Here is a 20,238-nt window from a genome sequence, read left to right as displayed (position 1 = left end):
GTAAACGCAAGGAAATATGTACCATAGTAGAGTCTACAATGATTCATAATCCAATGTCCATTGGGAAATGCTATGACAAGTCAATTATTACAAGAATTTAAATGATTGACACAATATTGTCAAATTTGGAGGGCGTATGGACAAATATAATCATCTTGACCAATTACCATTAGCCGAATTGGATGGTCAGCAATTAGCCAATCTTCAAAAGGCTGAAGCAGAATTAAATCTGCAGGGAGAATCAGTTTACCTGCTTGCTTTGAAAAAACAAGACACGACTGATGTATAAGGTTGAACAGTAAAAGGAAGAGCCAACTACGCTCTTCCTTTTACTTTGTTACATATTTTTTTGAAGATGGGGCTTAAGTGAATTGATGCCAATCGCAAAGCCTAATGATTGACTCGACTGGATGATGAACGCGTTCATTCCAACCACTTCACCCCTGAGGTTGATCAGCGGCCCGCCACTATTCCCTGGGTTGATGGCTGCGTCTGTCTGGAAGATCTCTTCATAATATCGGTGAGAGACTTGTAAGCGTCTGTTTTTGGCGCTAATAATCCCGCAAGTAACCGAATTCTCTAAGCCTAGTGGAGCACCTACACTAATGACCCATTCGCCAACCTTGGTTGAAGCGGAGTCCCCAAGAGGCAAAGGGGATAGCGGAAAATCAGCCTGTATTTTGATAATAGCAAAATCTCGTTTCGCATCAGCGTATATTAGTTTGGCGTCAAAGATTCTCCCGTTCCAAAGCTTTACCATAATGTTCTTTGATTTACCGATAACGTGTTCGCTTGTCAAGATATATCCTCTGGGGTTGATAATAAAGCCTGAACCAAAACTGCGTTCGGTAAGATCTTCAGGGTTCGCCTTCATTCCAAGGAAGTTTTGTATCAATTTGTTGATGTCTTTGGAATTGGGAGTATCTTGAGTGATGATGGAAACGACACCGTCTTTTACCTGTTCCACTAGGGGCACCAAAAAGTTGAGTGGATGTAGGCTGTTGATAACGGAAGTACTTTTCACAAAGGTCGACCATTTTTTGCGTTTCACCGTTCGATCACCCCTGATTAGGTATGTATCATTGTATGGCAAAGAAACGTGAGAGGAACGCCCATTTATTTGGTTTGCCGAAAGATTTACTGTAAACTCGTGGTAAAAAGTTTTGCGATTGTATTGATATACTAAAGAAATTACTTTTATAATGTAAGTAAAGGTTATTTCAAAAAAATACGAATATATTTCAAAATTAGTGATGTACCTGGAGGCCTTTAAATGGACGTTAAAACGATTATTCTAGGTTTTCTGAATTATGGTGAAATGAGTGGGTATGATATCAAGCAAGCTTTTTCCAATCATATCGGCTTTTTTTACGATGCCAGCTATGGAGCGATCTATCCTGCCTTGCGCAAAATGGAACAAGAAGGCTATGTAACCAAGCGGGAAATCGTTCAATCCGGGAAACCGAATAAAATCCTCTACAACATTACGGAAGAGGGGAAACAACTGTTTCTCACGGAAATCAATACGCCGATTCAACTTCCGATGCTTCGCTCCGATCTGTTAGTAAAAATATTCTTTGGCTCTCTTAGAAGCAAAGATGAGCTGGAGACACTCTTTGATAACAGCATCACGTTCGAGAAACAACATTTCGAGCAAATGGAGAAAAGATTCACTGAACAGGGGGAAGGACTCGACGATTATCAGAGAATGTGTTGGGAGCTTTCCCTCCACCTGATCGATTCCACACGTGACTTTATGGAGACTAATCGAGATCGAATCCTGAACGGCCTACATGCCAGCGTAAACTAAAAAGAAACCCAGCACATTTGATGTGCTGGGTTTCTTATTTTTCTCCCTATTTAAGGTTCTCAGGATTGAGGCATTCCAATTCCGGCAAGACGAAACGGCCATCTTTACGAATTAATTGATCGTCAAAGTAGATTTCGCCGCCGCCCCACTCAGGACGCTGAATATTGACAAGATCCCAGTGAATGGAGGATTTGTTGCCATTCGGCGCCTCATCATAGGATTGACCAGGAGTGAAGTGGAAGCTTCCGTCGATCTTCTCGTCAAACAGAATATCCTTCATCGGGTTTTGGATATAAGGATTGACACCGATCGCGAATTCCCCAACATAGCGTGCGCCTTCATCTGTATCAAAAATCTTGTTAATACGCTCCGTATCGTTAGCGGTTGCTTCGATAATTTTACCGTCCTTGAAGGTCAGCTTCACATTCTCATAGGTATAGCCGTTGTAAGGAGACGGCGTGTTGTAAGAGATGACACCGTTAACAGAGTCTTTTACAGGTGCTGTGAATACTTCACCGTCTGGAATATTGTAGTTACCCGCACATTTGATTGCCGGGATTCCTTTGATAGAGAAGGTCAGGTCGGTACCTGGTCCAGTAATTCGAACTTTATCGGTTTTTTCCATCAATGCAACCAGATTGTCCATTGCCTTAGACATGTGGCTGTAATCAAGGTTGCACACTCTGAAGTAGAAATCTTCAAAAGCGGAGGTGCTCATATTTGCCAATTGAGCCATGGAAGCGTTCGGATAACGCAGGACAACCCATTTGGTTTCCGGTACGCGGACATCCATCACCGGGCGTTGGAATAAGCGGTTGTAGAGGCTCATGTTATCGCTTGGCACGTCGGACAATTCGTTAATGTTATCGCCGCTTCTAATGCCGATGTAGCAGTCCATCTTTTTCATGAAAGTAACGTCTGCTTCTCTCATGACGGCTAACTGTTCTTCCTTGATTCCCATCAACAATTCGCGTTGAATGGTTTGGTCAATCAATTGCACATATGGATTTCCGCCAGCTTCATATACTTTTTGAACAACAGCCTTAACTAACTCAGGAACTTGACCAATCGCGTAAATCAGTACATTTTCTCCTGGCTGTACGCGAGTAGAGTAATTGACTAAATTATCAGCAAGCTGAACTAAACGTGGATCTTTCATCGGGTATGTACCTCACTTTCTTCTGCCATGATACATATAATTGTACACAAAAAATTTAATAAAGCGAAGTCTGAAGATAAAAAATTTTTCTTCTGCAAAAAAGTTTTTTCTAAAAAAGAGGCTACTCTAGTTAGAGTAGCCAAATACGAAACACGCATGCAAGATTCGGTAATTTAGTGTATGCCTCTTTTGGCGAATACTATTCACTTACCTTCTTGCTTTTTTCCGGAAATTCCGTAGATCAAGATCTCCGCGATTTTTTCATATTCGTTTGCAATGTTATGGTTGGATAATAAAATGCTGTTTCGGGAGGTCATGTCTCGAGAATAAAGCTCAAACACACTCATAATCAGGGAGATTGGCATATCTTCGGCAATAGCACCTTCCTCTTTGCCTTGTTCGATTAATTGTTGAAGCAGGGGGAAACTGATCGAATGGGATATCTCACTCAGGTACGTAACTAATCCAGACTGACCCATCATATAATTGAAAAACTCTGGGTGAAAATCGGCGATTGTCTTGCTTTTATTCATCATTAGTATTTGTAGTTTTTCCTGAAAATCGCCTGCGCTCTCCAAAACCGATCGGGTATACTCAATCTGATCTTCCACCATTTGTTTAACAATGTGGAAAATCAATCCCTCTTTATGTTGGAAATGATTATAAATCGTCACAACAGAGACATCCGCTTCTGAAGCAATATCACGAATGCTAACTTTATTCGGATGGTACTGTTTTAACAATTTTTTGGCCGCTGTCAGGATAGCGGCTCTTTTTTTGTTTACTCGTTCATTACTTTGATCCACACGAGTCACCTCATGATTTTGCCATTTCATAAATTTTTTATTTTGACTGTTGAACTTTTCTTTTGATTATCATACCATGAACTCATAAAATGAAACAATTTAAATGTTTCGTTTCATTTTGTTCAAATTTGTTCGAAGTGCAATTGTTCTATATTCTCTCCAATTTGCAAAGAGAGAGCCTAAGTGGAGTTGATGACATGAACGTACTGTTGGAAGGCAAGAACATTCGCAAGTGGTATCAGATGGGAGAAGTACGGGTAGATGTACTCAATTCGGTCAACTTCAATATTTACGAAGGGGAATTCGTTGTCGTCCTTGGTCCGAGCGGTTCGGGAAAAAGTACTTTGCTCAACATTATTGGCGGAATGGACCGAGTAAGTTCTGGCGAGTTGTACTATCATGGTCGTCCCATGCAGAATATGAGTGATCATGAACTTACCCGTTACAGGCGTCACACAATAGGCTTCGTCTTTCAATTTTATAATCTCATGCCGAACCTTACCGCTTTGGAAAATGTGCTGTTGTCCTGCGAAATAGTGAAAAACCCACTTCCTGCGCTTGATGTACTAACTGAACTTGGGCTTGTCGATCAGCTGAACCATTTTCCATCACAGATGTCAGGTGGTCAACAGCAGCGGGTGGCGATTGCGAGAGCCATTGCCAAAAACCCTCAGTTATTGCTTTGTGACGAACCTACAGGAGCGCTTGATTCAGAGACAGGAATTGTTGTACTTAAAGTTCTGCGGGAATACAGTAGACGGTATGGAAAAACGGTCATTCTCATCACGCATAATGCCGGTATTGCTGAAATGGCTGATCGTGTTTTCCATGTAAAAGACGGAATGATTGCAAGTATCAGAACCATCGAACAACCACGGTCACCAGAGGAGGTAATCTGGTGATGCTGTGGCGAAAATTGCGTCGTGACTTGTGGCAGAACAGATCATCGTATCTTGCATGCATCGCTGTGATCATGATCGGCCTTGTTTTTTTCTCTTCAACCTCGATGGTGATTGAAAATTTGGACAGAGCCAAAAGCGCCTTTTATCAACAGTATCATTTTGCTGATGGATTTGCCGAATTGGTGGATATTCCCGCAGGTGAGATCCAGCACTTGAGTGGAATCGAGGGAGTCGCACAAATCGAGGGGCAGATGATCAAAGATGTTCGCGTCGTTACGGAAGCAAACCAGGATAACGTGACACTGCGACTCGTATCCTTTCCAGCGAATAAGAAAGAAGCTCTAAACGGGGTCAAACTCATAGGAGAACCTTACGCTTCCAAACAAAAACGGCAAATCTGGTTGGATGCAAACTTTTTAAAAACAAACAATCTGAAACCACATGATCACTTGTCTCTATTGATTAACGGAAAAAAGGTGGATCTGATCATTGCCGGAAGTGGACAGAGCCCGTCTTTCATTTATGCATTGGGGGTAGGCGGGGTTCTGTTTACTTCTCCTAAGACGTTTGGAATTGGCTATATTCCAGATGAGACAATTGAATCACTCTTTTCCAATCACGGGTCTGCCAACCTGCTCAGTTTTACATTGAAGCCAGGGGTTTCTAACGATGACGTAGAGGAGCGGCTTAAACCCAGATTGGAAAAATACGGACTAAAGCACATCTATTCGCGCAAGGATCATACAAGCGATTCCATATTGTCACAAAAATTGAACGGTTTGCGATCGATGGCAGCCTCCATGCCGATCCTGTTTTTGCTTGTGGCAGCAGCTATTCTTTACATTGTTTTAAAACGAATGGTAGAAATCCAACGTGGTCAGATCGGAATCCTGAAGGCATTTGGATTTGCCAATCAGGATATACTTTTCCATTACCTGTCCCATGCTTTGATTATCGGTTTAATCGGCGGCTTGCTCGGAGGATACATCGGCGTAATGCTTGCCTCGCCATTTACTGCCGTCTATGAAGGTGTCTTCAATTTACCTGGGATCACCAAGGAATTTTCCTATCGTTGGTTGCTATTTAGCATGGCTCTTTCCGTCTCATTTTGCCTTTTGGCCGGCTTTATGGGCTGCCGATCCGTACTGCAGCTCTCACCAGCAGAAGCGATGCGACCACCTGCTCCTTTATCAGCCAGTCGAACCATTCTGGAAAAAGTACCAATCCTTTGGCGCAACCTTACGATTCAAGGGAAAATGGCATTACGCAATGTGTTTCGGAAAAAACAGCGGAGTTTCTCCAGCTTTCTTGGTATCATGCTGACATTTAGTCTGATGGCAATATTCTCTTCTTTTCAGGATGGTTCCCGTGAGATCATCGAAACTCATTATGGCCAAGTAGAAACTTACGATGGGAAAATGACGTTTGTCTCACCTCAAAGCGAAACGGCGGTACTAAACGAAATTCGTCATTTTCCTGGCATCAAACGTGTGGAGGGACTGCTGGAAGCCCCTGTAGAGATTTCGCACAACTGGCATAAAAAAGAAATGCTTATTACCGGCATTGAACAGGATTCTCATCTCTTCACACTATATGACGAACAGGGTGAGCGACTTGCTCTTCCGGGACATGGAATCATCTTGTCAAGCAAACTGGCTGAGGAATTGGGTGCGCGAGTCGGATCTCTTTTGCAACTAAAAAGCGTGTGGGCGAATCAAGAGGAATATACTCTCAACGTATCCGCCATTGTTCCAGAAAGTCTCGGTGTGGGTGCGTACATGGATATCAACGCGCTGGAGCGCCAGTTGGGACAAGGGAAGATGGTAACTTCCGTCGTATTGTCCGGTGAGCACGATATAGTTTCTCGGCTATTTGAGAAATATCGCAATCAAGCCATGATTTTGTCCATGGATGACAAAGCCCGCCTGATTGCCAACTTATTTGCTTTATTGGATTCTTACAATTACTTCACTTGGATCATGCTCGCGTTTGCGGCGGTTACCGGATTTGCCATCGTTTACAATACAAGCATGATCTCGCTTGCTGAAAGGCAGCGGGAATTGGCATCGCTCAGGGTGATAGGGATGACATCAAGAGAAGTATTGTCAGTGATTACGTTGGAACAGTGGTTTATTGGCACCTTTGCCATCCTGTGCGGCCTGCCGGTCTCTATATTGCTCAAATATCCTCTGATCAAATCTATGGATAGCGATCTTTTCAACGTGCCAATTGGGATTTCGGCAGCATCATACACGATTGCTCTACTCTTTACAGTAGTGGCTATTCTTTTGGCCCATTGTGTCATCGCCAGGAAAATCAGAAGCATGTCCATGATTGAGGTTCTAAAAGATCGGGAGTAACTCCCCTCATAAAAAGGTGTGTGAGTACGATGAAAAAGCCATTAAAGTGGAGCATAATCGGCCTAATCGTCTTAGTTCTTGTAGGGTATAGCGCGTACAGTTGGATGAAACCGCTACCTGTTGAACTGATCCAGGTACAGCCGCAAACGCTGACAGATTCCTTGGTTGAAGAAGGGACCATCGTGGCTGATAAAGAGGTACAGATAAGCTCTCAAATAGGCGGGAGAATCGAACAGATGGCCGTTCACGTAGGTGACCGGGTGAATAAAGGCTCCCTGCTGTTTACATTGAATACAAAAGATCTCCAGTTCCAATTGGCTGATCTCGAAGGTCAATTGGCAAGTATCTCTGGTCAGGCCGCTTCTGCTTATCTTCCGCCTTACTCCGCCCAGCTAAAACAGCAGGAGCTTTCCATTGATCAAGCCAATTTACAGGTGGAAACGGCTGACAAGGAATTGGAACGGTCCCTTGCTCTTTTCGAAGCCAATGCAATTAGCAAAGAAGAATATGAACAGGTTCTGCAAAACGATCTAGACAAAAAGAATCGGCTAGCGCAACAAGAGGAGGCTCTTCGTCTGCTCAAAGAACAAAGCCGAACACCATCGGGCCTGAAAGAGCAATTCGCAGGCTCCAAGCAGTCAATCCAGGCCCGCATCGACCAACTAAACGATCAATTGATGAATGGCAAGGTATATGCCCCGATGAGCGGGATCATCAAACAAATCGACTACAAAGAAGGAGCTAGCCTTGCTCCGCTAGCGAATGTACTGACACTTATTCAGACTGAACGTTGGTATGTAGAAGTTTCTATTTTGCAGGAGGATTTTCAGGATATTAAAGAAGGTATGAATGTAACCATTACGCAGAAAAGAAAAAACAAAGACGTGATCATCAGCGGAAAAGTGAGCCAAATCTCCTCAATAGCCGTGGAAACCGTATCTCCTTTGGGTATCACAGAACGCAAGATAAAGTTGCGCGTCCAACCAACTCAGCTTTCTAACTCATTGATCATTGGTTCAACTGTCGATGTCAGTTTTCCTATCCATACAGAAGCAAAGAAACTGGTCTTGCCAAAAACATCACTGTTTTCTTATAACAAAGGTGATGCCGTATGGATAGTCAGAGATGGAAAAGCACACGTGCAAGTGGTGAAAAAAGGATATGAAACTGCGGAAGATGTGGCGATCGAAGAAGGCTTGAAACCAGGCGATTCCGTTATCCGCGATCCCCAAACACAAGGGCTAAAAGAGGGCATACAAGTGGAAAGGCTAGCTGATCGCTAGCCTTTCCTTCTTAGAAGTCATTAATTGTCTTCAGATACTCCAACGATAACCAAGAGAATGAATAGAACAAGAATTAACGCAAAGTCATCAAAACAACCATTGAACATGCTGCCCAAGGTAACTCCTCCTTTTGTAATATCCAATTGCTTATGATTTAGGTTGCTAGTGATTAGTTATCAGAAGCACCTACGATAACCAAGAGAATGAACAGAACTAGAATCAAATTGAAGTCTTCAAAGCATCCATTAAAAAGACTGCTCATGTGAAATCCTCCTTTGTTTTGTGTATTTGTTGTTTACACCCATAACATATGGGAGAGGGCATTAACCTGGCACGGCATATGCCTATATTTCTTGAGATAGGTTTATTATTCTGAATTCAAGGAAAAGCTAGAGGATACAAAATGACTTCAAAAAACGAAAGGATGAAAATCCCCATGAGAAGAGTATCCCTAGCTCAGCTTCGAGATCAGGACATGATTACCATTCGAGTTGGAGAAGGGTTTAAGTCAATTGTTTGGAAAGCGCAGTATGATATGGACTTCAATAAGGAATGCTTGTTTTGTTCTTCCGGCAAGATTATTGGCTATCGGGTGGAAGACGAGCACGGTCACTCGGGCAAAGTAGCGATTTGCCCGCAATGTGAAAAGGTTAATGTGGTCTACACCTAATCAAACCACCTGACGAAACTCCTGTGGTTTTCGTTGGGTGGGGAGTTTGATTCGAATTTTATGACAGTAAGGTACTGCGCCATTGGGTGAGTACCTTTTTTTAATGGGCCACATAACCTGATACGGAAGCACTAAAGTGGTTGAATAAGAGGGTGAGAGAATGACTAATAGAACCATCGGGATCTTAACCTGGCGAAGCGGCACCAAGTTCGCGGAACCAGCCTATTTTCGACGCTTAATTAAAGAAGGAAAAGAGCTCGGGGCTACCGTTTTTTTATTTTCACCCGATGACGTATTTGAGGCGAAGCGGCAAATTCGCGGATATATCCCATCTAGTGAGGGTGGGTGGATGAGTAAGTGGTTTAATTGGCCCGACATCGTCATTGATCGCTATCGGTATTACCCGAAGCCGAAGCACAAAAACTACCTGTCATTTCGGAAACGGCCGCTATTTAACTACGCCAACAGCCGATTCTCCAGCAAGTGGAACGTGTATCAGGTACTGGCCCAAGATGAACAGATGCACCGCTGGTTACCTGAAACGGAGGAGTTTAGCAAGGAACACCTGCTTGAGATGATCGACAAATACCCAGTCATCTATGTTAAACCGAATAACGGAACGGGTGGGCGTAGTATTGTTCGTATTAAGAAAAATAAGGGCCAGTTTCATCTCATGGGAAGAAGCAAGCATGACAACCGTAAAGTCATTACAGAGGTGAGCGGCAAAAACCAACTCTTGAAATGGGTGGAACGCTGGATAGAGGATGAGAAGCTGGAGAATGAGTTCTTTCTGGTCCAGCAGGGATTGGATCTGAATTTGGTTCCGGATCGTACAGTGGATATGCGGTTGCTGATTCAGAAGGATGAATTTGGAGTGTGGAAAATAACCGGAGTAGGGGTTAGAGTAGGAGGAGAAAAAAGTTCGACTTCTAATTTGCATGGTGGCGGGAAGGCAGTCGATGCGATTGCTTTTTTAAAACCTCGATTTGGCATGGCAAAAACCAATCAGATCTTGGAGGATTGCTCCCAATTGGCTTACCGATTGGTACACGTTGTTGAAAACCATTACGGTCGGATGATGGAGTTCGGGTTGGATATCGGTATAGACGTGAATGGGAGAGTATGGTTGATTGAGCAAAATCCCAAGCCGGGTCGCGATATTTTCAAAGGACTTAAGCAAACCGCACGCTATAAGCAAGCAATCAAACGGCCGCTGCAGTACGCCTTGTATCTCCTGAAGACACAACAAAGCGAGAATGCCTCCAGTGGTTGAGGAGGCATTTTTCCTATTTGCGTAAGATTTTCTCGAGTGGGTCTTTCTAGTACTTTATCCACCATGTACCACGAGACTTAGGGCAGGATTTTAATTGGACTTCACGAATTTTAGTAAGAGTATGTTTACTGTTAGAGAAGGTTAAGAGAGGGGAATAATTCATGCAGAAGATATGCAGCCACTGTGGATGCGAAATGAGCATCATGCTGCGCAATGTAGTGTACCGCAGCCGCGTGAAGATTCAGAATGTACCCGTTTACGCGTGCTTAAATGAAGAATGCGCACACTCCCAGGTTGTGGAAACTGTTAAAAAAGAATTGAAACAGCTGATGGAAGATTTGGGAACGCTTCCTTTAAGGCAGGAGATCGATTTCAATTCTCTATCAGAATTTTCCAACGTCTTGGTCGCAGTGGCTGATAAATACGAAGAGATTGATGTGAAGGATGTAATCGAAGAAAGAATTAATGAACTTCTTGATATATTTTTATTAGCGCAATCACTTGGTGACCATAATTGGATGAATGATACACGGCGTAGATTGCATCAAGTCATCCTGTAAACTTATACGAGAGTTACATACGATCGCTGCCTTGCCTTTCCATCCTATTCATGATGAAATGGGAGTAAAGGAGTGAGTAGAATGTCCAATACCACGAAACTGCAATCGATCGATGAATTGAATGAATTCGTGAATCAACCAGGCAAACGCCTGATCCTCAAGCACAGCACCGTATGCCCAATCAGTACTGCCGCCTTTGACGAGTTTGAAGCATTCTTATCCGATCATTCAATCCCTGCCGCCATGATTCTTGTGCGCGAAGATCGGCCGGTTTCCAATGAAGTGGAAGCGCGTTATGGCATTAAGCATGAATCTCCGCAGATATTCTTGTTGGAAGACAATCAAGTGAAATGGCACACATCCCATTGGAAGATCACCAAAAAATCCATTACGGAAGCGATCGGATAAAGTTAAAGCAGGTAGCCAGTTAAAAGGCTACCTGCTTTATTGGTTTATTGCTCTTGGAGAGTGGAGAGCGGTACCATTTGCTCTTTTTCGGGTTGGTCAAGTGGATAAATTCTGGCCGTTTGATTTCGTTCACTAACATGTTGAATATAAATGGGGACTCCATTATAGGTTACTTGGGCCATGACAGGTGAAGATGCAATTTCTTGAGCGCGTTGTGCATCCATTGATGTACCTCCCTTATAGTTTGTAACCACCATAATATCTACTTGGAGAGGTTTTCTTATTCCCAATAAAGCTCTAGCCGATCTCCTGCTGAAATCTCCGATTGGAAGGAGGCGGGTTCGCTGTTAATCAGCATGACGAGTCTGGTAACCTGAGCGCCCTCTGGTTTGTTCAGCGAAACCTCCACAAAGCGGAACACATCGTTGAATACAGGCGCTGAACCTGCGGAGGATTGCACCTGAATGATGGCTTCGTCCAGGACCGAATCCGCCAATGAAGCTTTCTGCCCATTCATGGTTACCGTTATTTGACCAGTTTCAATCGTAACGGGTTTGCCATTAAAGAACACCTTGATTTCCTGTTGTACCCATTGATCTGGTGGCACGATGTCTTGGATTTTTGGAAGGGGGATCTCTTCTTTTATCCACTCAATCTGGTCACCTAAGTTGATGCGACTATGTAAATTGACTTCCTTGCCATTGACCAACCATTTTCGAGTCGATTGCGGCAAGGTGTAGTCCTGCCCGTTTAAAGTAAAGCGGATAGAACTCGAATGCTGATCAGATTCTATATCAGATTCTATCTTCGCCTCATGCAAGACCTCCGCCAATGTACGAGGGAGCCTTACTTCAATCTGAGCTCGATCGTGCAGGCCTTCAGATAATTCCTGACGCTTCTGATCTACATAAGCGATCGGGCCTAATGAAAAAGGTTTGTTGTTAATCCACACGTCGAGTGTATCGGCTTCTGTCAGCAAATTCAGAATCGTCGACTTTGCTTCTTCGCCGTCTTGTCCAGGGATTACCACGATCTCATCCCCATCGGCAATGGATTCATCGAGGGCTGCAGCTACTTGATTTTTGGTAATGATCGGAGGCGTGCCATGCCCACCAGGGATGAAGCGCATCCGTCCGTTATAAGTTACCGTCATCGCCATGCCGGGACGACCATACAAGCGGCGGATATCCAGTCCAACGGCAAGCAAGGCATCTCCCATGGTCATCTTGCGCAGATCAAAAATACGTACTGGAGAACCGTTCACATTGACAGTTACATACTTGATCGGATTGCGCTGGGCTGCAACGGCGATACCGACTGGTGTAACGAATTCAGGGCCGTTAATCAGCGGGTGACTACCCACAAATTGCTTGATGGCGTCAGCACCTCGTACAGCCACCCTTGCTGCTGGAATCTGGAGGAACTCGGCCACTTTTTCAGGCAGTTTGGGCGTTAGGCTTCCGCCGCCGACCAACATAACGGCTTGAGGCGATTTCCCGTTCAACTCGATGATTTTGTCGGCAATTTTCTTTGCGAGACTGGAGACATCGGTGTCAATTGCCGAGACAATCTCTTCTTTTGTAAGCGAATGTTCTATTCCTAGGATATCTTGGAACTCCACGACCTCTTGTTCACCGAGCGCTCGCTTGACCGATTCCGCGATCGGAAAATCAAGCAGGAAGGCATTCATCAATGCATCTGTAATTTCATCGCCAGCGACAGGGACCATTCCGTATGCGGTAATCGTACCTTCCTCGGTCAAAGCTATATCGGAAGTACCAGCCCCGATATCAACCAACGCAATATTCAGACGACGCATAGTCGGAGGGATTAAGACATGGATGGCGGCAATAGGCTCCAGGGTAAGGGCTTGCATTTCCAGATCACAGCGTTTTAATGCGGCAAGCAAAGAGTCCACGACCACTCGAGGTAAGAAGGTGGCAATTACTTCAACCCGGGCTTTTTCCCCGCGTTGATCAATCAGGCTGCCAATCACTTCATGATCAAGATAATAATTGACGACACTGTATCCAACACAGTAATAGTGTGTAGAATCACGGTCATTTAAATCCCGGGCTAATTGAGACTGGGCCTCTTGGACAGCGGAGAATTCGAGCCGCAGGCAATCGTCTCTGGTCAACCAGGAAAGCGGAGAGATATCGATTTCAATGGTTGCTCGACGGGTTTGCAAGGAACGTCCCGCAGCCGCAACAGCAACCTTCGTAAGGGATCCGTGCTTTTCACTCAGTTTGGTTTTTACCTGATCGATTACTTTAGCAACCGCGACCACATCGTGAATTTGACCATCGAGCATGGAGCGTTCATTATGTTCTTGGATGACGCAATCGACAACGCGAAATTGATCCTCACAAGGTTCAACAATTAACCCGACTACACTACGGGTTCCAATATCCAAGGCAAAGATTCGTTCATTTGCCTGAGTCACTTGATCATCGTGTGACACGTACGCCACTCCTTTATAAGAAGAAAAAGAAATTAGGACAACTCCCATCTCCATAATATACTAGTTGGAAAGCTGGATGAAAGAAACTTGTCGAAAACAGTTGAATAATTCATGAAATGATCGTTACATTTGTGGAAATATTTGGCGGTTATTGTTGCCGAAAAACTTCGGTATAACCGAGTTTTTTAAATCAAATTGGAATGTATAATTGCTTTACAATGGTAAAGTAATTATACATTTCTTCCATCCGCGTAAGCCAGCTGAAGAAAAGACTTCGTCGCTTGCAGCCTCCTTGGAAGTGATACCTAGCGAAGGAAAGGAGAAAGGGAAAAAAGGCGCCACCCAACCCGAAGGGCGCGAAGCGTTTGGCGACTTCCTTTCGGATTGAGAGAGCGGACTTTCCTGCTTCATTGCGAACTTCCACAGAGCGAACAGGGACGAAGTCTTTTCGCTTTGAAAGCGCTATATTTTTCTTTACAATTCACTTTCGCGCTTTTTGGCGTTAAAATGCTGACAAACTGATTTTGTTCCCTTATAATAATCCCTAACTTTGGGAGAGTACTATCAGATAAATGAGAGGTGGAGAGAGTAATGAGCAATGAGCCGGTAGAGAAAATTCGCAAGCAGGTAGATGATATCAATCTTCAAATTTTGTCTCTGATTAACAAACGGGCCGAGCTGATTCAAAGCCTTGGCAAAGAAAAGCTTAAGCAAGGGGTTAACCGTTTTGATCCTGAGCGCGAGCGCCAAATGTTGAATCTGTTGGTTGAGAATAACAATGGTCCATTTACTGACGATACGATTCGTCACCTGTTCAAACAAATCTTTAAAGCTTCTCTCGACCTGCAAAAAACAGATGATAAAAAAGTCTTGCTGGTAAGTCGCAAAAAGCAAGCGGAAGATACAGTGATTACGATTAAAGGGGTAGAGTTTGGTGGCGCCAACCCGATTCTCATCGCAGGTCCATGCTCGGTTGAAAGCTACGAGCAAGTTCGCGCGGTAGCCGAAAATCACGCCAAACAAGGTTTGCGTGTCCTTCGTGGCGGCGCATACAAGCCTCGTACATCTCCATATGATTTCCAAGGCCTTGGTGTGGAAGGTCTCCAAATCCTGAAACGAATTGGCGATGAATTCAATCTCGTGACCATTAGTGAGATTGTGACTCCTGCCGATTTGGAAGCGGCGGTTGAGCACATTGACGTCATCCAAATCGGTGCCCGCAACATGCAGAACTTCGAGCTTCTTAAAGCGGTAGGACGCCTCAACCATCCAATCCTCTTGAAACGCGGTCTTTCTGCTACAATCGAGGAATTCATTTACGCGGCGGAATACATTCTATCAGAAGGTAATACGCAAGTCATGCTCTGCGAACGAGGAATTCGTACCTATGAAAAAGCAACCCGCAACACGCTGGATATCTCTGCTGTGCCACTGTTAAAGCAAGAGACTCACTTGCCAGTATTCGTAGACGTTACACATTCTACCGGACGCCGCGATCTCTTGTTGCCAACAGCCAAAGCAGGACTTGCCGTTGGCTCCGATGGAATCATGGTAGAAGTTCACCCGGATCCAGATGTTGCTCTGTCTGATGCGAAGCAACAGCTCAACATCCCTCAATTCAACGAGATGCTAGAACAACTTCGAGGATCAGGATTGTACAAGGATGAGCTTTCTGGTCGTTAATCATAAGAGTTAAGGGTTCCGCTGGGGGATTTCCCGGCGGAGCTTTTTTATTTCGTCACGTTTTCACAGAAAAAGGGCATGCTATGAAGGAGCGAACAGAAGAAGAGACGAATCTATATCAAGTTTGCGAAAGCGGAATAAAGTTTTCACACTTTAATGAAGAAAACGATTGCAACAACAGGTTGTGTATCGTATCATATGTGCTAGTTAATTATGAAAATCAAAATGAAAACCAGAATATGGGTGAAAGAGAGAGGATCGTCATGCCAATTACCATCTATGACGTCGCACGTGAAGCAGGCGTATCAATGGCCACTGTATCGCGTGTGGTCAACGGAAACCCGAATGTGAAACCAACTACCCGCAAAAAAGTTTTAGCGGCAATAGAACGTCTTGGCTATCGCCCGAATGCGGTTGCGAGAGGCCTGGCTAGTAAGAAAACAACAACGGTGGGCGTCATCATCCCGGATATCTCTAGCATGTTCTTCTCCGAGTTGGCACGCGGGATTGAAGATATCGCAACGATGTACAAATACAATATTATCTTGTGTAACTCAGACCAACGTCTGGAAAAAGAGTTGCAATTGATCAATACCTTATTGGAAAAACAAGTAGATGGTCTCTTGTTCATGGGCGGAGAAGTGAAGGAAGATCACTTGCAAGCACTTTCTACCGCATCTGTTCCGGTTGTGCTGGCAGCGACCAGAGATGCGGACAATGTCCTTCCATCTGTCACGATTGACCATTTCCAAGCCGCATATGACGCGACGAAGCTGTTTATCGATGAGGGCCATAAACGAATTGCGATGATTACGGGCCCAGCGAATGATCCATTGGGTGGTTTGGTACGCTTTGAAGGGTACAAAAAAGCCCTTGAAGACGCAGGCATCCCTTTCCATGAAGCATTGGTGGCAAACGGCAACTACATGTATAAAACCGGGTTGTCCCATATGAATGACTTCCTCAAGCTAAGCGAGCCTCCAACGGCAGTTTTTGCGGCAAGTGACGAAATGGCGATTGGAGCCATTCACGCTGTTCAGGACGCCGGTTTACGTGTCCCTCAGGATATTGAGGTTATGGGTTATGACAATGTTCGTTTGGCGGAAATGGTTCGCCCTCGACTGACCAGTGTGGTTCAACCGATGTACGATATTGGAGCCGTAGCGATGAGGCTTTTGACCAAATACATGAATAATGAACACGTAGAGGAACACGTTGTTTTGCTTCCTCACCGAATTGAATACAGACAAAGCACCAAGGCAGAAGAGAAGTAAATTCGAGGAACAAAACAGGGGGATCGAGGCATGCGTATTGGGATTATCGGCGCGATGGACGAAGAAATAGCGCTGTATTTGGATGCGATGAAAGGTACAACACAAAGCACCAAAGCGGGCATTACCTACTACGAGGGAGAGCTGGAAGGCAAGACTGTCGTGGTCTGCAAGTCAGGTGTAGGCAAGGTTAACGCTAGTGTGTGCACACAAATTTTGATTGATCAGTATCAGGTAGAGCAAGTCATTTTTACAGGGGTTGCGGGGGCTGTTCATCCACAGCTTAACATCGGAGACATCGTGGTTTCTACCGATTGTGTACAACATGATGTAGACGTTACGCCTTTGGGGTTTGCGCCAGGGCAGATTCCGTTTACAGACAAGTGGATTTGGAAAGCGGACAGCAAATTGCAGGAGCTAGCCATTGAAGCGGGTCAATCGATCAGTGAAGGAATTCAGGTTGTCAGCGGACGAGTTCTTTCAGGTGATCAATTTGTAGCGGATCGCGATAAAGTACAATGGCTGTATCAACAGTTTGACGCAGCCTGCACAGAGATGGAAGGCGCAGCCGTAGCGGCAGTGTGCTCCATGAACGGCATTCCGTTCGTTGTGGTTCGCTCCATGTCGGACAAGGCTGACGGTTCAGCTCACGTAAACTTCGTTGAGTTTACCAAGCTTGCTTCTGAGAGGTCGTTTGAGATGGTTGTAAAAATCGTGCCCAAACTTGCTCCAAGTGTCATCGTTTATTCCACCAAGGGCTGCGTTGATTGTGAACTAGTGAAAAAGCTTTTGGCTGAAAAGGGAATCTCCTTTGAAGTGCGCGATGTGATGGAGAAGCGAGAGTACCAAGAAGCGGTCGAGAAATTCGGCTTTATGGGTGTACCTGTTACAGTCGCCGGGGACAAGGCTGTAAAAGGCTATCAGCCAGAAGAATTACTCCGATTGCTGTCTCTTTCATAATTTTAGGGTAAAAAGTACAGAAGAGCCTCCTATCCGACATTTTCAAGTCCGTTTCGGTAGGGGCTCTTCGTAATGAAGGAGACGACAAATGACAGGCTATACACTCATTTTTCTTCTGAGTACACTTCTGTTATTGATTCTCATCCCGATTTTTATCAGTAAGGATATCAAAAAACAGAAGAAACCGACGGAGATCTTCACTTCAAATATCATGTATTTCATCTTGTTAGCTGTATCGGCTGGAGAAGTAGTGAAGACATTTCTTAGCCCGGATACAATGAAGTACTTTAACCAAGTTTTGTTCTGTCTCGTGATCTTGTTAGTCATTCTACCTTTACTGGTTATCCTATTTCTTCATTTCAAAGAGGACAAAAAGAAATGGGAGAACCCGAATGAATACAAATATGAGTGGGCCTATCGGTTCAGGCACATTTTGTTTGTTATTTTAACTTGTATGCTACTTGCATCCTTTTATAAATTGTATGAAGTGTACGAAGTCGTATTTCACGCATAACGAAAAAGACACGATCCGTTGCGATCGTGTCTTTTTTCTACATACAGGAAAGTTAAATTGCTTTACAATGGTAAAGTGATTTGACTTTCCTTCCATTGCGTAAGCCCATCAAGAAAAGAGCTTCGTCCGCTTGCCGTCTCCTTGGAAGTGATGCCTAGGGAACGAACGGAGAAAGGGATCCGAACCGCCACCCAACCCCGTAGGGGCGCGAAGCGTTTGGCGGTTCACCTTTCGGAGGTCGTGAGCGGACTATTTAACATCCTTGCGAACTTCCACAGAGCGTAAAGGGACGAAGTCTTTTCTTTTCACCCCTGTGGTGCGTACATCATAGCGCGCTCCAACGTCAGTTTGTTTTTCTCCGTAATCTCCGCTCTTCTAGGAATTGGCGGAAACGGTGTTACGTCGTCAAACAAATGGGGAGGGAGCGGCAAAGGACTCTCTGACTGCCAGCGGTCCAACCATGCCTTGGGAAGCGGTTGATCGAGAAGCGGTTGATCTGTCATCTCGCTCCAGAGCAGTGTCCAGGCGCGAGGAACAACTCTCCAGATATCGTATCCGCCGCCACCTACCGCAATCCAACGCCCCTCACAATATTCATGGGCAAGTTGATGGGCTAATCTCGGGATCGATTGATAGATTCTCATCGTACAAGAGAGATGGGTCAGCGGGTCATAGGCATGAGCATCACAACCATTTTGAGTGATGATCACATCTGGCTTAAACCCTCGAACTATTCGAGGGAACACATCGTGATACAGCGAGAGAAACGATTCATCTTCTGTGAACGCTTCCAACGGGATGTTCAAAGAATACCCGTACCCGTTTCCTTCTCCGCGTTCGGTAAGATTGCCAGTACCGGGGAAGAGGTATTTCCCTGTCTCATGAATCGAAATAGTCAGAACATTAGGGTCATCGTAAAACGCCCATTGCACTCCGTCGCCGTGATGGGCATCTGTATCGATGTAAAGTACTTTGGCATCCCAATGTTTACGCATATAGGCGATGGCAACAGAACAATCGTTATATACGCAAAAACCGGAGGCGCGTCCACGAAAAGCGTGGTGCAAGCCGCCAGCAGGGTTGAACGCGTGATCGCAAGCACCATTCATCACGAGATCAGCTGCTTGTAATGTTCCACCGACGATTAAGGAGGTGGCTTCATGCATATTGGAGAAAATGGGCACGTCCTCCGTCCCCAACCCAAAGCTTGCCGACTGCGGGAGTTCGATAGAGCTATGGCCCTGAGAACGTACGGCTTCAACATAGCGAGGGTCATGCACAAGAGTAAGCTCTTCGTCTGTCGCGAGTCTTGGTTGAACGATCTGGTCTTCTGACAAGAGCCCGAGGTTTTCCATCAGATCATGAGTAAGAATCAAGCGACGTTGGTTGAAAGGATGGTCTTCGTGGAAGTAGTAAGTCGTATAATCAGCTGAATAAATGAGCTTCGAACTGCGACTCAACGTTGAATCCCCCCTTTAATGGGGTCACTAACCACGAATCCTTTCTGCTCCAGTAGTTCCACGATGTGTCTGGGATCGATAGTGGTGATGCGGAAGACAAGACTCTTTTTGCCCGGCTTTTCTCCAGGGTAGACAATGACACTATTTACATTCGTATTGGCTTCCTTAAATACTTGGCTCACGTCCGCCAACATTCCGGTTCGGTCATCCACTTCCACCTCAATATGGGAGGTTGGCTTGTTTACGCCAAACAACTCCACGAGGCGATTCAAAATATCCGATTCGGTGACAATTCCGACCAGTCGGCCAGCTTCTACCACAGGCAATGATCCAACCTTGTAATCGTACACGGTCGCTGCCGCATCCTCAATAAAGTCAAGCGGATGGGCGCTAATAACGTCTCGGTGCATGATTTCACTGATCGGTTTTAATAGAACGATCTCATCATCATCATGCTCGCACAAACTAGAAGGGAGCGCATCGCGGATGTCTCGGTCTGACACAATTCCAACAAGCTTCTCGTTCTCTACAACCGGAAGATGACGAATTCGATTTCCTCGTAATAATGCTAACGCCTCTTGAAGAGAAGTAGAAGGGGTAACTGTGACAAGCCGCCTTCTCATTATTTGTTCAATACGCATAGAAATGGACGCCT

At 44.9% G+C, this 20,238-nt stretch carries 22 protein-coding genes; 13 read left to right on the top strand and 9 right to left on the bottom strand.

Features of this window, described 5'->3' with window-relative positions; all coding sequences use genetic code 11:
* The first annotated feature begins 136 nt into the window (after positions 1–136).
* A complete protein-coding gene (locus tag ACQCN2_RS20280; RefSeq protein ID WP_426930773.1) occupies positions 137–289 on the top strand; it encodes a hypothetical protein in 153 nt (50 codons plus the stop codon).
* Positions 290–337: 48 nt separating this feature from the next.
* Here the strand turns inward: ACQCN2_RS20280 and ACQCN2_RS20275 are convergent, their stop codons facing one another.
* Positions 338–1,051 carry a S1C family serine protease gene (locus ACQCN2_RS20275; RefSeq protein ID WP_426930772.1) on the bottom strand — a complete coding sequence of 238 codons (714 nt, stop codon included), beginning with the start codon at positions 1,049–1,051 and terminating at the stop codon, positions 338–340.
* Positions 1,052–1,273: 222 nt separating this feature from the next.
* Here ACQCN2_RS20275 and ACQCN2_RS20270 point away from each other — a divergent pair, with 222 nt between their 5' ends.
* Positions 1,274–1,810: a helix-turn-helix transcriptional regulator gene (locus ACQCN2_RS20270; RefSeq protein ID WP_426930771.1), complete on the top strand. Its 537-nt coding sequence runs from the start codon at positions 1,274–1,276 to the stop codon at positions 1,808–1,810.
* A 46-nt stretch (positions 1,811–1,856) separates the two neighbouring features.
* Here ACQCN2_RS20270 and ACQCN2_RS20265 read toward each other — a convergent pair whose 3' ends face one another.
* Both ACQCN2_RS20265 and ACQCN2_RS20260 read right to left on the bottom strand, forming a co-directional pair.
* Entirely contained in the window at positions 1,857–2,969 is a 1,113-nt protein-coding gene (locus tag ACQCN2_RS20265; RefSeq protein WP_426930770.1) for an aminopeptidase, read from the bottom strand.
* Between the two features lie 203 nt (positions 2,970–3,172).
* Entirely contained in the window at positions 3,173–3,775 is a 603-nt protein-coding gene (locus ACQCN2_RS20260; RefSeq protein ID WP_426930769.1) for a TetR/AcrR family transcriptional regulator, read from the bottom strand.
* A gap of 197 nt (positions 3,776–3,972) precedes the next feature.
* On the opposite strand from ACQCN2_RS20260, the gene ACQCN2_RS20255 reads away from it, so the two are divergent.
* Genes ACQCN2_RS20255 through ACQCN2_RS20245 form a run of 3 tightly spaced genes read left to right on the top strand, consistent with a single transcriptional unit; the run spans position 3,973 to position 8,320 of the window.
* A complete protein-coding gene (locus ACQCN2_RS20255) occupies positions 3,973–4,677 on the top strand; it encodes an ABC transporter ATP-binding protein (RefSeq protein ID WP_426930768.1) in 705 nt (234 codons plus the stop codon).
* Entirely contained in the window at positions 4,677–7,037 is a 2,361-nt protein-coding gene (locus ACQCN2_RS20250; protein WP_426930910.1) for an ABC transporter permease, read from the top strand. Before ACQCN2_RS20255 ends, ACQCN2_RS20250 begins: the two co-directional genes overlap by 1 nt.
* Positions 7,038–7,066: 29 nt before the next feature.
* Positions 7,067–8,320, top strand: a complete 1,254-nt coding sequence (locus ACQCN2_RS20245; RefSeq protein WP_426930767.1) for an efflux RND transporter periplasmic adaptor subunit — start codon at positions 7,067–7,069, stop codon at positions 8,318–8,320.
* Positions 8,321–8,340: 20 nt separating this feature from the next.
* Here the strand turns inward: ACQCN2_RS20245 and ACQCN2_RS20240 are convergent, their stop codons facing one another.
* Together ACQCN2_RS20240 and ACQCN2_RS20235 are read right to left on the bottom strand one after the other, a co-directional pair.
* Positions 8,341–8,427 carry a YjcZ family sporulation protein gene (locus tag ACQCN2_RS20240; protein WP_426930909.1) on the bottom strand — a complete coding sequence of 29 codons (87 nt, stop codon included), beginning with the start codon at positions 8,425–8,427 and terminating at the stop codon, positions 8,341–8,343.
* Positions 8,428–8,489: 62 nt separating this feature from the next.
* Positions 8,490–8,582, bottom strand: a complete 93-nt coding sequence (locus ACQCN2_RS20235) for a YjcZ family sporulation protein (protein WP_426930766.1) — start codon at positions 8,580–8,582, stop codon at positions 8,490–8,492.
* Between the two features lie 174 nt (positions 8,583–8,756).
* On the opposite strand from ACQCN2_RS20235, the gene ACQCN2_RS20230 reads away from it, so the two are divergent.
* The 4 genes from ACQCN2_RS20230 to ytxJ all read left to right on the top strand — a co-directional run bounded on the left by ACQCN2_RS20230 (position 8,757) and on the right by ytxJ (position 11,231).
* Positions 8,757–8,990 (top strand): hypothetical protein, encoded by a 234-nt coding sequence (locus ACQCN2_RS20230; RefSeq protein ID WP_426930765.1) that lies wholly within the window; start codon positions 8,757–8,759, stop codon positions 8,988–8,990.
* Between the two features lie 160 nt (positions 8,991–9,150).
* Complete coding sequence (locus ACQCN2_RS20225; protein ID WP_426930764.1) at positions 9,151–10,263, top strand: YheC/YheD family endospore coat-associated protein; 1,113 nt, start codon at positions 9,151–9,153, stop codon at positions 10,261–10,263.
* Positions 10,264–10,424: 161 nt separating this feature from the next.
* Complete coding sequence (locus tag ACQCN2_RS20220; protein WP_426930763.1) at positions 10,425–10,823, top strand: hypothetical protein; 399 nt, start codon at positions 10,425–10,427, stop codon at positions 10,821–10,823.
* Between the two features lie 81 nt (positions 10,824–10,904).
* Complete coding sequence (gene ytxJ / locus ACQCN2_RS20215) at positions 10,905–11,231, top strand: bacillithiol system redox-active protein YtxJ (protein WP_426930762.1); 327 nt, start codon at positions 10,905–10,907, stop codon at positions 11,229–11,231.
* A gap of 44 nt (positions 11,232–11,275) precedes the next feature.
* On the opposite strand, the gene ACQCN2_RS20210 is transcribed toward ytxJ, so the two are convergent.
* A complete protein-coding gene (locus ACQCN2_RS20210; protein ID WP_426930761.1) occupies positions 11,276–11,455 on the bottom strand; it encodes a small acid-soluble spore protein H in 180 nt (59 codons plus the stop codon).
* Positions 11,456–11,511: 56 nt separating this feature from the next.
* The gene (locus ACQCN2_RS20205; protein ID WP_426930760.1) at positions 11,512–13,695 is read right to left on the bottom strand and encodes a cell division FtsA domain-containing protein; all 2,184 of its coding nucleotides are present in this window, start codon (positions 13,693–13,695) and stop codon (positions 11,512–11,514) included.
* A 591-nt stretch (positions 13,696–14,286) separates the two neighbouring features.
* Here ACQCN2_RS20205 and ACQCN2_RS20200 point away from each other — a divergent pair.
* The 4 genes from ACQCN2_RS20200 to ACQCN2_RS20185 all read left to right on the top strand — a co-directional run bounded on the left by ACQCN2_RS20200 (position 14,287) and on the right by ACQCN2_RS20185 (position 18,123).
* The gene (locus ACQCN2_RS20200; protein ID WP_426930759.1) at positions 14,287–15,378 is read left to right on the top strand and encodes a bifunctional 3-deoxy-7-phosphoheptulonate synthase/chorismate mutase; all 1,092 of its coding nucleotides are present in this window, start codon (positions 14,287–14,289) and stop codon (positions 15,376–15,378) included.
* Positions 15,379–15,641: 263 nt separating this feature from the next.
* The gene (gene ccpA / locus ACQCN2_RS20195; protein WP_426930758.1) at positions 15,642–16,652 is read left to right on the top strand and encodes a catabolite control protein A; all 1,011 of its coding nucleotides are present in this window, start codon (positions 15,642–15,644) and stop codon (positions 16,650–16,652) included.
* Between the two features lie 30 nt (positions 16,653–16,682).
* Positions 16,683–17,609 (top strand): 5'-methylthioadenosine/adenosylhomocysteine nucleosidase, encoded by a 927-nt coding sequence (locus tag ACQCN2_RS20190; RefSeq protein ID WP_426930757.1) that lies wholly within the window; start codon positions 16,683–16,685, stop codon positions 17,607–17,609.
* Positions 17,610–17,697: 88 nt separating this feature from the next.
* Positions 17,698–18,123: a hypothetical protein gene (locus tag ACQCN2_RS20185; RefSeq protein ID WP_426930756.1), complete on the top strand. Its 426-nt coding sequence runs from the start codon at positions 17,698–17,700 to the stop codon at positions 18,121–18,123.
* Positions 18,124–18,428: 305 nt separating this feature from the next.
* Here ACQCN2_RS20185 and ACQCN2_RS20180 read toward each other — a convergent pair whose 3' ends face one another.
* Complete coding sequence (locus ACQCN2_RS20180) at positions 18,429–19,583, bottom strand: acetoin utilization protein AcuC (RefSeq protein WP_426930755.1); 1,155 nt, start codon at positions 19,581–19,583, stop codon at positions 18,429–18,431.
* Positions 19,580–20,224, bottom strand: coding sequence for a CBS and ACT domain-containing protein (locus ACQCN2_RS20175; protein WP_426930754.1), 645 nt, complete (start codon positions 20,222–20,224; stop codon positions 19,580–19,582). Before ACQCN2_RS20175 ends, ACQCN2_RS20180 begins: the two co-directional genes overlap by 4 nt.
* Between the last annotated feature and the right edge of the window lie 14 nt (positions 20,225–20,238).

Source organism: Brevibacillus ginsengisoli (assembly GCF_050113715.1).
Lineage (GTDB): Bacteria > Bacillota > Bacilli > Brevibacillales > Brevibacillaceae > Brevibacillus_H > Brevibacillus_H ginsengisoli.
The sequence above is the reverse complement of the archived record's forward strand: the minus strand, read 5'-3'. Positions and strand labels throughout refer to the sequence as shown.